Below are 11,891 nucleotides of genomic sequence, written 5' to 3'. Positions count from 1 at the left end.
AAGTTTACTTCTCCGCCAGCGGATGCAGGTCGCGCACCAGGCTTTTCAGCCGCTCCTCGACCACGTGGGTGTATATCTGTGTGGTGGAGATGTCGGTATGGCCGAGCAGCGTCTGCACGATGCGCAGGTCCGCGCCGTTATGCAGCAGGTGGCTGGCAAAGGCGTGGCGCAGCACGTGCGGGGAGACCAGCCGCGGCGCGAGGCCCGAGGCCGCCGCCAGTTCCTTCAGGTCGCGCGCAAAATGCTGCCGCGTCAGATGGCCGCTCTCGCCGAAGGAGGGAAACAGCCATTTCGAGCTGGGCGCGTTTTTCTTGTTCTCGGGCTTGAGCGCTTCCATCGCGGCGAGATAGTCGGCCATCGCCTGCCGCGACGCTTCGTTGAGCGGCACCAGCCGTTCCTTGTTGCCCTTGCCGCGCACCACGATCATGCGGGCGTCGCGCCGCGAGGCCGACAGCGGCAGCGCCACCAGTTCCGAGACGCGTAGGCCGGTGGCGTAGAGCACCTCCAGCAGGCAATACAGCCGCATCGCGCGCAGCCGCTGCTGCGGCGAAGCGTTCTGGCCTAGCGTCAATTCCTTGGCCCGCGTCAGCATGCGGTCGACATCCGCGATCGACAGCACCTTCGGCAAGCCCCGGCCACGCTTCGGGCCGGACAGGATCGCCGCCGGATCGTCGCTACGGATGCGCTCGTTCAGGAGGAAGCGGAACAGATGCCGCATCGCCGACAGCCGGCGCGCCACGCTGGAGGACTTGAAGCCGCGGGTGTCGAGGTCGGCGAGGTAGTCCCGCAGCGCATCCGTCCCGGCGCCGGCAAAATTTTGTCCCTTGCGGCCGAGAAATTCGGAAAAATCCGTGAGGTCGCGGCGGTAGGCGTCGAGCGTGTTGTCGCCCGCGCCCTGTTCCGCCGCGAGCATGTCGAGGAACAGGTTGGTCAGTTTCGCATCTGAAGGTGTGGTGCGCATTCGCTTTGATAGCGCATGATCGGGGCGGGACGGAGACTTTTCAAACACGCGATTGGAGATTGCAGGGAAGCTACGGCATCGGGCTGATCGCGGTGGCCTGCGACCAAACCACCACCCATTCTCCATCGCGATGTTCGTAGGTGTCGGTGTGCCAGTAATCAGCTGGCGCGACCCTGTGGCCGCCGAAGGCCACTTCGAGCCTGGCGCGATACCGGATCACCGCGTGGCTGTGGTGATATCGCACGGCGATGGGTCCAGGCTCCCAAGCCAGATATTTGATCTGCCCACTCGCAATCGCTCCCAGATAATCGTTCTTGGACAAGGCCATTCCGATCGGCGTAATCAACTGGAACTCGGTCGCATGAAGTCGCCCGGCCGTCTCCATGTCGCCTTCGACCAGCGCGCGAAGTCGGGTGCGCTCGGTGTCGCGGATGAATTCGGCTTCGGGCGATGGGTCCTGATCGGCCGTATATGTGGACATTACGTGTTCTCCTCGATCGTGTGATTCGTGAAAGGGCTATCGTGGGGGACCGGGCTGCAGCCGCCGATCTAGGCTGCCGCGATGAGACCGTGGTCGATCAGGCTGTGCGCGGTGGCGCGGATGCAATCCTCGTCGGGCCGCGCTTTCCAGCTCAGGACCCGCTGCGCCTTGGCGGCGCTTACGCTCAGGTCGCGATTGAGCTCGTGAACGATCATGCGCGAACGCGCGCTGAAGGGGGCCATCGCCCTCACCATCCAGTCCGGCACTTCGCCTGACGGCAAATGCGCAGCGTGCGCCGGAAACGACTTTGCCAGCACTGCGGCCAATTCTCTCAACCAGAAGAACCGCCCGCCGACGATGAAGCGCTGGCCGGACGCGTCCGGGTGCGTCATTGCCCGGACATGGGCGTCGGCTGCGTCTCGCACATCGACAACCGAAAAGCCGAAGCGCGGAACACGCCGGAGCTGGCCGCTCATCATTTGCCTGATCAGCCCCACCGACGTGCCGTGTTCCGGGCCGAGCAGCGGCCCAAAGATGGTGGCGGGATTGATGACAGCCAGATCAAGTCCGGTTTCCTTCGCAAGGGTCCAGGCTGCCTGCTCGGCCAGCGTTTTCGACCGGTAGTAGGGCGTCGCCCGGGCGCTGGCCGGATCCGTCCAGTCGTTCTCGGTGAAGGGGGCCTGCCCGTTGCCATGATTGGTGGCCGCGATCGACGATGTCAGCACCACGCGCGCTACGCCGGCTTGGTGGGCAGCGCGCAGCACACGAAGCGTGCCGTCCCGCGCGGTTCGGATCATTACGTTCGCGTCCTTTGGCAAGGTCGCCGGAAAAGGCGAGGCCGTGTGAATGACGTAGCGGCATTCCCTGAGCGCGACATCCCATCCGGCATCGGAGCAAAGGTCCGCCTCGACAAAGCTAAGCGCCTCGGTCGCCGTAACGGGACCAAGCTGGCGCCTGATCCTGTCGCAAACGCCGATGCTGCGCACACTGCCTCGAACGCGATAGCCGGCTGCCAGCAATTGCTTGGCGATATGTCCGCCGAGGAATCCGCCGATACCCGTGACGAGAACAGTGACAGGCGCTGGGTCGTTCAATGTGGAAGGCATTATCAACTCCTCGGCCTGCGGAAGTGCCGGCCGCGCCTCGTTAGACATTTGGACAATTATTGTCTAGTTGTTTTTGACGAATTGGACGAAAACTGTCAGAGTGCCCAGATGGAGCAAGCTGACCAGAAGTCCGAGGCTATTCTCGACGCGGCGTTGCCGGTTTTCGTGCGTCACGGTTTTCGCAAGACTTCGATGGCCGACATCGCGCGTGCGGCACGCATGTCGCGCGCGGCGCTTTATCTAAGCTTCAGCAGCAAGGAGGAGCTGTTCCGGGCAGGGTCTGCGCGTGCGCATGCCCGTACCATGCAGAACGTCGAGGCGGCGCTCGCGGCCGATGGCGACGTTTTCAGCCGGATCGAGTCGGCGCTCGCGGCTTTCCAGCGAGAACTGGTTGCGCCGTTCGCCGGCAGCGCCGACGCGGCCGAGCTGTTCGACGTCAACATGACGTTGGCCAGGGACATTACCCTTGGGGCACGGGCCAAGCTGGTGGCTCTGCTCGCACAAGCTCTGTCTGATGCAGACGCAAGTGGCGCCATTTCCTTGCAGCTTCTCAAGGCCAAGCCTGCCGACGTGGCCGGCATGATCGTCGCGGCGATAGAGGGCATCAAAGATGCGAAGGACGCTGGCCAGAGCCTGGATGAGGGCACGCGACTTTTCATGCGCTTGCTGCGCGCAGCGTTATAGACCGGAACATGCCGAAAGGCTGACCGCGGAAATCGCCGCGGCGCTTACCTCTTGAGGAACTTGTCCGCGGGGATGGTGACCGTCATTTCCCGGGACTTTGGGGTGACGAAATTCGCCAGCGAAAAAATCACGCCATAGATCACCCCGGCGATGATGCCGACGACCGTCAGAAAGCGGAACAAACTGGGCATAGGGGGCTCAGGGCGGCGAATTAACCAATGAAATCATCCATCATGTTCCCATCCCCATGGCAAGAGTCTCTGGCGGGGGCGTCAATGGGGGTAGTATAGGTGTCGCAGCCGCGGGCAAATCCCGCAAAACGACCGAGTTTTTGATGTCCGAGACCGCCGCACCGGCACCAGCGACCACCCCCCAGGAGGCCGACATCACGTCGGCGCTGGGAAGGCGCTCGGTCGTGCTGGTCGGCATGATGGGCGCCGGCAAGTCCACCATCGGCCGGCGGCTGGCGGCCCGGCTGCGGCTGCCGTTTCTCGACGCCGATATCGAGATCGAGGCGGCGGCCGGGATGTCGATCCCGGACATTTTCGAAACCCATGGCGAGCCGCATTTCCGTGACGGTGAGGCGCGGGTGATCGCGCGGCTGCTCGACAGCGGCCCGGCCGTGATCGCCACCGGCGGCGGTGCCTTCATGCGCGAGGAGACCCGCAACCGCATCCGCGACAAAGCCATCTCGATCTGGCTCCAAGCGGATGTCGAAATCATCATGAAGCGCGTCAGGCGCCGCGCCGACCGGCCGCTGCTGCAGACCGAGGATCCGACTGCGACCGTCAGCCGTCTGCTCGAGGCGCGCGAGCCGGTCTATCGGACGGCCGACCTGATCATCCTGTCGCGCGATGTGCCGCACGACCGTATCGTCGACGAATGTATCGATGCCCTGCGCGCCCGGCTGTGCGTAGGCAGCCCTTCTGCCCAGCCGACAACCGACGGGATCAGCGTTACGCCATGACTGCGCCACTGAAACATTCCGCCGATATCACGGTCGACGTCGCCCTCGGCGAGCGTGCCTACGACATCGTCATCGGCCGCGGCGTGCTGGCCTCGCTCGGCGCGCGTGTCGCCGCGCTGCGCCCCGGTGTGCGGACCGCCATCGTTACCGACCGCACCGTGGCCAAGCACTGGCTGGAGCCAACCGAGCGTTCGCTGGCGGAAGCCGGCATCCAGACGTCACGCGTCATCGTCGAGGAAGGCGAGGTGTCGAAGACCTATGCCGGTCTCGAAAAGGTCTCTGAGGCGCTGATTGCGGCCAGGATCGAGCGCAACGATCTGGTGATCGCGCTCGGCGGCGGCGTGGTTGGCGATCTCGCCGGCTTCGCGGCGGCGATTCTGCGCCGTGGCGTCGATTTCGTGCAGGTGCCGACCTCGCTGTTGGCCCAGGTAGATTCCTCGGTCGGAGGCAAGACCGGCATCAACTCGCCGCAGGGCAAGAACCTGCTCGGCGCGTTTCATCAGCCGGTGCTTGTCATCGCCGATACGTCGGTTTTGGATACGCTGTCGCTGCGCCAGTTCCGCGCCGGCTACGCCGAAGTCGCAAAATATGGCGTGCTCGGCGATGAAGCCTTTTTCAGCTGGCTCGAAGCCAACCACGCCGACATCTTCTCCGGCGGCGCGGCGCGCGAGCACGCGATTGCGACCTCCTGCCGCGCCAAGGCTGCGATCGTCTCCCGCGACGAGCGCGAGAACGGCGAGCGCGCGCTGCTCAATCTCGGCCACACGTTCGGCCATGCGCTGGAGGCGGCGACCGGCTTTTCCGATCGCCTGTTCCACGGCGAAGGCGTCTCCGTCGGGATGGTGCTGGCGGCGGAATTTTCCGCCAAACTCGGCATGATCTCCGAGGCCGATGCCGCCCGCGTCGAGCGCCATCTTGCTTCGGTTGGCCTGCCGACCCATTTGCAGGACATCGCGGGCTTCGCCCAGGAGGGGCTGAAGGACGCCGACGCCCTGATGGCGCTGATGGCGCAGGACAAGAAGGTCAAGCGCGGCAAGCTCACATTCATCCTGCTGCAGGCGGTTGGCCGCGCGGTGGTCGCAAACGACGTCGAGCCGGCGCTGGTGCGCGATTTCCTGCAACAGAAGTTGTCGGGATGAGAACGGGATTGTCGGGACGCAGCCTGACGCCGGCGTCGCGCGGGGCCGGGACCGCCACGAGGCATACATGAGTTCGACCGCGTTCAATCTGCTGCTCGCGACCCTGCTGCTCGCGGCGAACGCATTCTACGTGGCCGCCGAGTTTGCGCTGGTCAAGAGCCGCGGCTTTCGCATCCGGGCGATGGTCGAGCAGGATCGCTTCGGCGCGCGCCTGCTGCAAGGCATGATGGGCAACATCGAGGCCTATCTCGCCTGCTGCCAGCTCGGCATCACCATGGCCTCGCTGGGGCTCGGCTGGGTCGGCGAACCCACCGTCTCGGCGCTGCTCGAGCCGTTGCTGATTCCGCTCGGCATGTCGGAACGTACCCTGCACTTCGTATCGTTCCTCGCCGGGTTCCTGGTGTTCTCCTCGCTGCATATCGTGATCGGCGAGCAGGTGCCAAAGACGCTCGCGATCCGGGAGCCGATGCCGGTCTCGCAATGGATCGCCTATCCGCTTCATCTGTCCTATCTGGTCTTCTGGCCGCTGAACTGGCTGCTTAACAGCGCCTCACGCGGGATTCTGCGCCTGCTCGGCGTGCAGGAATCCTCGCAGCACGAAATTCTTACCGACTCCGAGATCGAGGGGCTGGTGGAAGAATCGGCCGAGCACGGCGGGATCGAAAGCGGTGAAGCCGAATACATTCAAAATGTCTTCCGCTTTGGCGACCTGGCCGTGTCCGACGTCATGGTTCATCGCACCGCGATGGTGATGATCAATGCCGATCTGCCGCCGGACGAACTGGTCGGCGAGGTGCTGGCCACCGAATACACCCGCATACCCTTGTGGCGCGACAAGCCGGAGAACATCATCGGCGTGCTGCACGCCAAGGATCTGCTGCGCGCGCTCCGGGCTTCCGAAGGCGACACCTCCCACATCGACGTTTCGGCCATCATGCTGCCGCCGTGGTTCGTGCCGGAGATGCGGCCTTTGTCAGAACAATTGAAGGCGTTCCGCCGCCGCAAGACCCACTTCGCGCTCGTCGTCGACGAGTATGGCGAAGTCGAGGGCATGGTGACGCTGGAAGACATTCTGGAAGAAATCGTCGGCGATATTTCCGATGAGCACGACGTCGTGGTGGCCGGCGTCCGCGCCCAGAGCGACGGCTCCGTGGTGGTCGACGGCTCGGTGCCGATCCGCGATCTCAACCGCGCCATGAACTGGCATCTGCCGGACGAAGAGGCAACAACCGTCGCCGGCCTCGTGATTCACGAAGCGCGCTCGATCCCCGAGCGCGGCCAGAGTTTTACCTTCCACGGCTTCCGCTTCCGCGTGCTGCGCCGTGAGCGCAACCGCATCACGGCGCTCAAGATCGCGCCGGTACCGCGCGAAGCTGAGGGCGAGGATCCGAAGCCGAAGCGGGCGGGGACGGCGTTCTGAGCGTTTCGTGCTTAGGATATTTGCCGAGATCGCTCCTAACTGGTGACGCTATAAATCCACCAATCAACGACGACGATTTACGTCAGGTGGTCGGATTCCGCCGCGGCGCTTTATGCCTGCGGCAACTCGAAAAATGTCCGGCATATTGATCCGGGTCTCGTTGCGAAATTCAACGACCCCAATGTTACTGAGTGCGACGAGTAGCGATCCTTCGGGATCCGACTTCCGTCGTTCTAGCTCGAGAGGCAGCAGCTTGTTGGCTGACCCGGACTCGTCTTCAATTCTCTCGACGGTAAGTCGTTCCTTCCAACGGCCTTTAAACGCCGCTGGGTCACAGGGCACTTCCAGACCCTCTAGCGCTTGCAAAACTTCCGTAATCCAATCGTAATCTTCTTTTAGTTGCGCCACACGAATTTCCGAGGCTACCTGCACCCCTGCCCGAATTCCGTTATGGTCTATTGCCGTGTCGGCTGGCGGGGGTCCGTGGCTCGCAGCTCTTTGCAGGGCAGTAAGAAAACTCCTTGGACTAGTCTCACCAAAAGCGTCAGCCAAGTGATCGAAGAGCCAAGAATAGGTTCTTCCGCGTTTAGCGCTCGCACCCATAAATTCGCCCGCAACGAGGTAAAAGAGCTTCTCTTGGATTATCTCATCCTCCAGCAGATCACGCCAGTACATCAAGACGGCCGAAGCTAGGGCCGATCTCTACCAGAGCATCACTGGCGGTTTTATTTGCGAGCAGTTGTTGGTAGAGGAGCCCAAATAGTTCCGTTCGCTGCCAAACGAGCTTTACAGCATCTGCTCTGATCTTTGATGCGTCGGCGAATCGAAACAGATCGTCGTCATTGGCTTGGTCAGTTCGCATAAATATCTTTGCACGAATCGCCTTAAATCCTCGGACTTCCAGCGCAAAGCGGAGCAACCCTTCCGAGAGATGCGAGATCGTACTCCAATCGCGACCAAGGCGGTCCAGTGCGTCAAAGACTATTAGGAAGATTGAGCCGGACGATTGGATCTCGCGGTCAGCTTTACGCAAGAACTGCTCGGATTGCTCGACATTTGCTGTCGTCCATATGACCAACTCGCGCAACGAACGTGGAATTTGAAAGTCAAACTTTTGCGCCAGCGCCTTTAGGAGCACGGCGCGCCAAATGTCCTCTGGTTGCTCGGCAACGCCTAAAAGTTGTTTTAGCAATACTGGAGAAGGTGCGGGCCCTTCATCCTTCCCGGCATCTTCATAAAAGCCTAGCACTGCTTCGACAGTTTGAAGTCGTAGGCGCCCATAGATTTTAGAGATTTGCAATCTCGTTTCCGGGTGAACCAGGACTGCTGACCAAAAGCTTTTTCCGACTCCACGATTTCCGATTACAAGTGGGCGTTCGGGGTCTAATGCATTTGCGTGAGACGATGGTGCAAAGATGACTGCGGGATCCGGGGCTATTCCGGCTTGATGGGATGCATCACCCGGGTTCAACTCGGCCAATGTCTGACGAATAGCCTTAAGAGCTCGGCGATCTATTGAGTTCATTTGGATCTGCTTAAGTTGAGTCGATCCATAAGCGCATCGATAAACGGTCCAAATGTTCGCTCATACATCGAACGCGAAAATTGCTCCGGTTGAGCTATTGGGTTGAACTCCGAATAGTTGCTATCATAAAGTATGGGCCAAGCATAATGAGGGCCGGTGGCGTCATCGTAGTCGAAATTGAAGCTTGCCTCATCGACACCCTCCTCCTCATCGTAAATTGAATCGGCAAATAGTTCGAACGATTGCGTCCGGAAATTTTGCTGGTTTTTTGGATCTGGCGATGCCTTGGCATGGACCATGCGCAGACGAAATCTCCAATCGTCTTCACCCGAAGACTCTGGCCGGAATCGTTGCAGATAGGATAAGAAGTATCGGTATCCTGTAAACGTCTGAGGTGTGTTGACTCCAAAAAGGAGGACGTCGGCTCCTAATCCTAAGAAAGCTGCCGCCGTTGCTTCATTCAATCCGGCTCGTGCATCAACGAAAACTGCATCATAGCGATTTGCCTGGGTGAGACGAGCTACTAACGAGCGTGTTTTCTCCAAGAAGCTGAGAGAGTTTCCTCTCTCATCTTCGCTTTCGAGATAGGCGCGCGCTATCTTACCCAAAACGTTCTGCGCATTTGTCTCACCGATGCTTCCGACGGCCGGACAAACATGCACACGGCCCCTTCCTTTGGTAAGTCCGCTTACTGCAACCATTTGCTCGAGAAAGCTGTCGTCAACGGGGGCTAAAACACTCTCCACGAAATAGTCCAGTGATCCGAACTTCGCGTTGTCCCCCTGGGGAAGTAGTGAGCCAGCGAGTCCGGGCGCCTCCAGATCCATGTCCAAAACAAGAACATTATAATTGTTTTGCGCCAATGAGTTTGCCGCGACTGCTAGTGCAGTCGATCTACCTACACCTCCTTTATGACTGCCGAACACCACAATGGGAGGGGTGCCTGGAATCGAGTTGCGTGGGCGTTCGAGCCAATCCTGCCCGACAATTCTTCTTTCGACGACTCGCGCAAATCCCTCGTAGACGGGGTGCTGTATGTACTCGAACAATCCAGGCTCTGTATCAGCATTCCCGACATCGAAAAGCTCGGAAATAGACGCTACACTGGCGCTGCCTCGTTCCACGTATGGTTCTAGCTCTCTCGCTTCCCGAACGATTTTGTTTCGGTCAGTTCGGTCGAGATGTTCAGTATGGACAAAAGTAAGTCGCCCACTTGAATCGCGCAGGAAGAAATTCTCAATTGGGGCTTTGTCTCCCAGTACGCGTGCAACGATTGCCGCGAATTTGGGTAATGCATCATCATACGTCGTTCGGTCAGGCATTCGTCTAACCCCGAATTTGGGCTGCACCCATCGCGCGACGCGCTTGCGCACGCCATAGGTCATACTGTTGCGGAGTCACAGTCCCATTAGATGCGTAGCGATACTCAATTCGCCAGCCCGCCATAAAGTTACGACTTTGCAAGATCGTGAACAGGGGATGACGGTTTCGCCCCTTCACGTGTCGCTTTGCCGCCTCGATCAAGCTGGGAAAGTGGACGTGCGGCGCTCGGTTTTGAGGACGCAATGCTTCAATGCTATGCTTGAGGGCACACTCGGCTGCAAAGCCGACTAAATGTGCGGCTCCATCGTATCGATGAGTGGACGCCAATTCTTCGGCGTCGCCATAATGGCGGACGGCGGCTTCAGAATAACTTACGGGCAATCGATTTCCCTCGGATCTAGTTTCGTAACATATTGAACCATCCCTTTGGGGGCTGCAATGACCACAAAAGTGCTGATGCTTTGCTTCAATTCGGTTATTCGATATCGATGCTGATGCCGCTGAGCTTCCACTGACCGTCGGAGGGGATGAAGCCGAGCTGGTACTTCACCTTTTTGGGCGTCGTGTCGAAATGACCTTTAAGGCGCAGCACGCCTTTGTCGTCGATCTTCGCATCTTCATCCGGAATGACCGGGTTTGCGACGATCGCGTCGAACACGGCGTGCTTCTCGACCAGGTCCTTGAAGACGGCCCGCAGCTTCTCGGGCGGAAACTGATCGCGGAACGGCTTTGAAATCTTGGCGTGGAGCACCGTGAAATTATCCGATGCCACCGCATCGTTGAGCGTCACCAGAATGCTCTTGATCAGCACTTCCTGGACAAAGGGGCTCGGCATATCCAGCGCGTGCGCCCTGGTTGGGGAGGCCGCAACCAGCAGCGCCACGGCGGCGGCCCATCTGAAGCGTGCCCAATATCGCATCGGACGACCCCATCGACCTGAGACGGCATCGGGGTCAGCCCGACCCCCGCGTCCGAACGGAACCTGATCCACCGCTTCGGTGATTGTCTCACAGTTGCGAAATCGGTTCTACCGTCCCGGCCGATCTTCACAGGAAGCTGGCGGCGTCCGCAACCAACCGTTCGGCTGGGTGTGCCGAAATTTCCATCGTCAGCGGACGCTCATATTCTTGCGGCAGGTTTGCCAAATTACCGGCCGGCGGTTTCTCCCGGCGCCTGCGCCTTGATGGCGAGCGCGTGGACGGAGCCCTTGAGTTCCGCTGCAAGCGTCGCATTTACCATACGATGGCGCTCGATCCGGCTCTTCCCTTCGAAGGCCGGAGATACGATATACACCCTGAAATGCGTCTCGCCGCCCGGCCGGTGGCCCGCATGGCCCTCATGCAGATGAGATTCGTCCGCCACGTCGAGGCTTTCCGGCAAGAAAGCTTCACGCAACTTGTTTATGATAGCGTCTTTGGTGCTCATGATGACGGCAGATAATTCTGCATCAGCTTTCCGTCAATGGCGCCATCGAAGAGAGGGATTCGCAATGTCAAGACTTGAAGCCGCGGGCATTGCGTAGTCAAAGTCACCCATGGCAATTGATTCATCAAAATTCTTCGATTCCATTCGCATCAAGCCCAACAAGCTGAGCGCGAAGCAGCAGGCGCAGGCGCGCGAGGAAGCCGCCATGTGCGAGTGGGCGGGCTGCCAGAACAAGGGCCCGCACCGCGCGCCCAAGGGCCGGGAGAATTCGCGGGAGTACTTTCACTTCTGTCTCAATCACGTCCGCGAATACAACCAGAACTACAATTTCTTCCAGGGCATGAATGCCGACGCCGTCGCGCGCTACCAGAAGGATGCGCTGACCGGCCATCGCCCGACCTGGAAGATGGGCGCCAACACGGCCGGCAAGAAGGGCAAGCAGGCCGCCGAGGATTTTGACAGCGCCTCAGATCCCTTCAGCATGTTCTCCGAGCTCAACGGCCGCGGCCGCTGGCGGCCCGGACCGGGCGCCGAGGCCAAGGCCGAAACCCGCAAGGTGATGAACGCCGAGCGAAAGGCGCTGCAGGTGATGGGGCTCACCGCCGAAGCCACCCTCGAGGAGGTCAAGGCGAAGTACAAGGCGCTGGTCAAGCAGCACCATCCCGACGCCAATGGCGGCGACCGCTCCACCGAGGACCGCCTGATCGAGATCATCAAGGCGTATAATTATTTGAAGACGGTGGTGCGCGGCGCGTAATTCGTTCCGTAGCCCGGATGGAGCGCAGCGCAATCCGGGATTCTCTCATCCGCTTATCGACCGGTCCCGGATTACGCTGAGCTCCATCCGGGCTACGGTTTCC

General features: G+C 60.3%; 14 protein-coding genes. 5 read left to right on the top strand and 9 right to left on the bottom strand.

Going from position 1 to position 11,891, the window contains the following annotated elements; all coding sequences use genetic code 11:
* Positions 1 to 4 precede the first annotated feature (4 nt).
* From xerD to V1286_RS32835, 3 genes are all read right to left on the bottom strand, one after another.
* On the bottom strand, positions 5 to 961 hold the full coding sequence (xerD, locus tag V1286_RS32845; RefSeq protein ID WP_334486989.1) for a site-specific tyrosine recombinase XerD: 957 nt from the start codon (positions 959 to 961) through the stop codon (positions 5 to 7).
* 70 nt (positions 962 to 1,031) lie between these two features.
* Positions 1,032 to 1,442 (bottom strand): nuclear transport factor 2 family protein, encoded by a 411-nt coding sequence (locus V1286_RS32840; protein ID WP_334486987.1) that lies wholly within the window; start codon positions 1,440 to 1,442, stop codon positions 1,032 to 1,034.
* A gap of 68 nt (positions 1,443 to 1,510) precedes the next feature.
* Positions 1,511 to 2,548, bottom strand: a complete 1,038-nt coding sequence (locus tag V1286_RS32835; protein ID WP_334486985.1) for an SDR family oxidoreductase — start codon at positions 2,546 to 2,548, stop codon at positions 1,511 to 1,513.
* A 108-nt stretch (positions 2,549 to 2,656) separates the two neighbouring features.
* Between V1286_RS32835 and V1286_RS32830 the strand changes: the two genes are divergently transcribed.
* Positions 2,657 to 3,232 (top strand): TetR/AcrR family transcriptional regulator, encoded by a 576-nt coding sequence (locus tag V1286_RS32830; protein WP_334486982.1) that lies wholly within the window; start codon positions 2,657 to 2,659, stop codon positions 3,230 to 3,232.
* 44 nt (positions 3,233 to 3,276) lie between these two features.
* On the opposite strand, the gene V1286_RS32825 is transcribed toward V1286_RS32830, so the two are convergent.
* The gene (locus V1286_RS32825; protein WP_334486979.1) at positions 3,277 to 3,423 is read right to left on the bottom strand and encodes a histidine kinase; all 147 of its coding nucleotides are present in this window, start codon (positions 3,421 to 3,423) and stop codon (positions 3,277 to 3,279) included.
* A gap of 143 nt (positions 3,424 to 3,566) precedes the next feature.
* Between V1286_RS32825 and V1286_RS32820 the strand changes: the two genes are divergently transcribed.
* From V1286_RS32820 to V1286_RS32810, 3 genes are all read left to right on the top strand, one after another.
* Positions 3,567 to 4,199, top strand: coding sequence for a shikimate kinase (locus tag V1286_RS32820; protein ID WP_334486976.1), 633 nt, complete (start codon positions 3,567 to 3,569; stop codon positions 4,197 to 4,199).
* Positions 4,196 to 5,338, top strand: coding sequence for a 3-dehydroquinate synthase (gene aroB, locus V1286_RS32815; RefSeq protein ID WP_334486974.1), 1,143 nt, complete (start codon positions 4,196 to 4,198; stop codon positions 5,336 to 5,338). Before V1286_RS32820 ends, aroB begins: the two co-directional genes overlap by 4 nt.
* Positions 5,339 to 5,405: 67 nt before the next feature.
* On the top strand, positions 5,406 to 6,758 hold the full coding sequence (locus tag V1286_RS32810) for a hemolysin family protein (protein WP_334486972.1): 1,353 nt from the start codon (positions 5,406 to 5,408) through the stop codon (positions 6,756 to 6,758).
* A 63-nt stretch (positions 6,759 to 6,821) separates the two neighbouring features.
* On the opposite strand, the gene V1286_RS32805 is transcribed toward V1286_RS32810, so the two are convergent.
* From V1286_RS32805 to V1286_RS32785, 5 genes are all read right to left on the bottom strand, one after another.
* On the bottom strand, positions 6,822 to 7,433 hold the full coding sequence (locus tag V1286_RS32805) for a hypothetical protein (protein WP_334486969.1): 612 nt from the start codon (positions 7,431 to 7,433) through the stop codon (positions 6,822 to 6,824).
* Positions 7,420 to 8,283: a hypothetical protein gene (locus tag V1286_RS32800; protein ID WP_334486967.1), complete on the bottom strand. Its 864-nt coding sequence runs from the start codon at positions 8,281 to 8,283 to the stop codon at positions 7,420 to 7,422. The genes V1286_RS32805 and V1286_RS32800 overlap by 14 nt, the downstream gene beginning before the upstream one ends.
* The gene (locus V1286_RS32795; RefSeq protein ID WP_334486965.1) at positions 8,280 to 9,605 is read right to left on the bottom strand and encodes a ParA family protein; all 1,326 of its coding nucleotides are present in this window, start codon (positions 9,603 to 9,605) and stop codon (positions 8,280 to 8,282) included. The genes V1286_RS32800 and V1286_RS32795 overlap by 4 nt, the downstream gene beginning before the upstream one ends.
* 476 nt (positions 9,606 to 10,081) lie before the next feature.
* The gene (locus V1286_RS32790; RefSeq protein ID WP_334486963.1) at positions 10,082 to 10,525 is read right to left on the bottom strand and encodes a hypothetical protein; all 444 of its coding nucleotides are present in this window, start codon (positions 10,523 to 10,525) and stop codon (positions 10,082 to 10,084) included.
* Positions 10,526 to 10,752: 227 nt separating this feature from the next.
* Positions 10,753 to 11,031, bottom strand: coding sequence for a BolA family protein (locus tag V1286_RS32785; RefSeq protein WP_108512467.1), 279 nt, complete (start codon positions 11,029 to 11,031; stop codon positions 10,753 to 10,755).
* Positions 11,032 to 11,140: 109 nt separating this feature from the next.
* Between V1286_RS32785 and V1286_RS32780 the strand changes: the two genes are divergently transcribed.
* Positions 11,141 to 11,788, top strand: a complete 648-nt coding sequence (locus tag V1286_RS32780; protein ID WP_334486961.1) for a J domain-containing protein — start codon at positions 11,141 to 11,143, stop codon at positions 11,786 to 11,788.
* Positions 11,789 to 11,891: the final 103 nt, after the last annotated feature.

Origin of the sequence: Bradyrhizobium algeriense (genome assembly GCF_036924595.1) — a bacterium.
Taxonomy (GTDB): Bacteria; Pseudomonadota; Alphaproteobacteria; order Rhizobiales; family Xanthobacteraceae; genus Bradyrhizobium; species Bradyrhizobium algeriense.
Note: the sequence above shows the minus strand (reverse complement) of the source record. Positions and strands in the feature narration are given on the sequence as shown.

Bases quoted from the DNA above. Each gene is read 5' to 3' on its own strand.
- V1286_RS32805 (WP_334486969.1), bottom strand. From the start codon at position 7,433: ATGTACTGGCGTGATCTGCTGGAGGATGAGATAATCCAAGAGAAGCTC.
- V1286_RS32840 (WP_334486987.1), bottom strand. From the start codon at position 1,442: ATGTCCACATATACGGCCGATCAGGACCCATCGCCCGAAGCCGAATTC.
- V1286_RS32820 (WP_334486976.1), top strand. From the start codon at position 3,567: ATGTCCGAGACCGCCGCACCGGCACCAGCGACCACCCCCCAGGAGGCC.
- V1286_RS32795 (WP_334486965.1), bottom strand. From the start codon at position 9,605: ATGCCTGACCGAACGACGTATGATGATGCATTACCCAAATTCGCGGCA.
- V1286_RS32785 (WP_108512467.1), bottom strand. From the start codon at position 11,031: ATGAGCACCAAAGACGCTATCATAAACAAGTTGCGTGAAGCTTTCTTG.
- V1286_RS32825 (WP_334486979.1), bottom strand. From the start codon at position 3,423: ATGCCCAGTTTGTTCCGCTTTCTGACGGTCGTCGGCATCATCGCCGGG.
- V1286_RS32790 (WP_334486963.1), bottom strand. From the start codon at position 10,525: ATGCGATATTGGGCACGCTTCAGATGGGCCGCCGCCGTGGCGCTGCTG.
- V1286_RS32810 (WP_334486972.1), top strand. From the start codon at position 5,406: ATGAGTTCGACCGCGTTCAATCTGCTGCTCGCGACCCTGCTGCTCGCG.
- aroB (WP_334486974.1), top strand. From the start codon at position 4,196: ATGACTGCGCCACTGAAACATTCCGCCGATATCACGGTCGACGTCGCC.
- V1286_RS32835 (WP_334486985.1), bottom strand. From the start codon at position 2,548: ATGCCTTCCACATTGAACGACCCAGCGCCTGTCACTGTTCTCGTCACG.
- V1286_RS32830 (WP_334486982.1), top strand. From the start codon at position 2,657: ATGGAGCAAGCTGACCAGAAGTCCGAGGCTATTCTCGACGCGGCGTTG.
- xerD (WP_334486989.1), bottom strand. From the start codon at position 961: ATGCGCACCACACCTTCAGATGCGAAACTGACCAACCTGTTCCTCGAC.
- V1286_RS32800 (WP_334486967.1), bottom strand. From the start codon at position 8,283: ATGAACTCAATAGATCGCCGAGCTCTTAAGGCTATTCGTCAGACATTG.
- V1286_RS32780 (WP_334486961.1), top strand. From the start codon at position 11,141: ATGGCAATTGATTCATCAAAATTCTTCGATTCCATTCGCATCAAGCCC.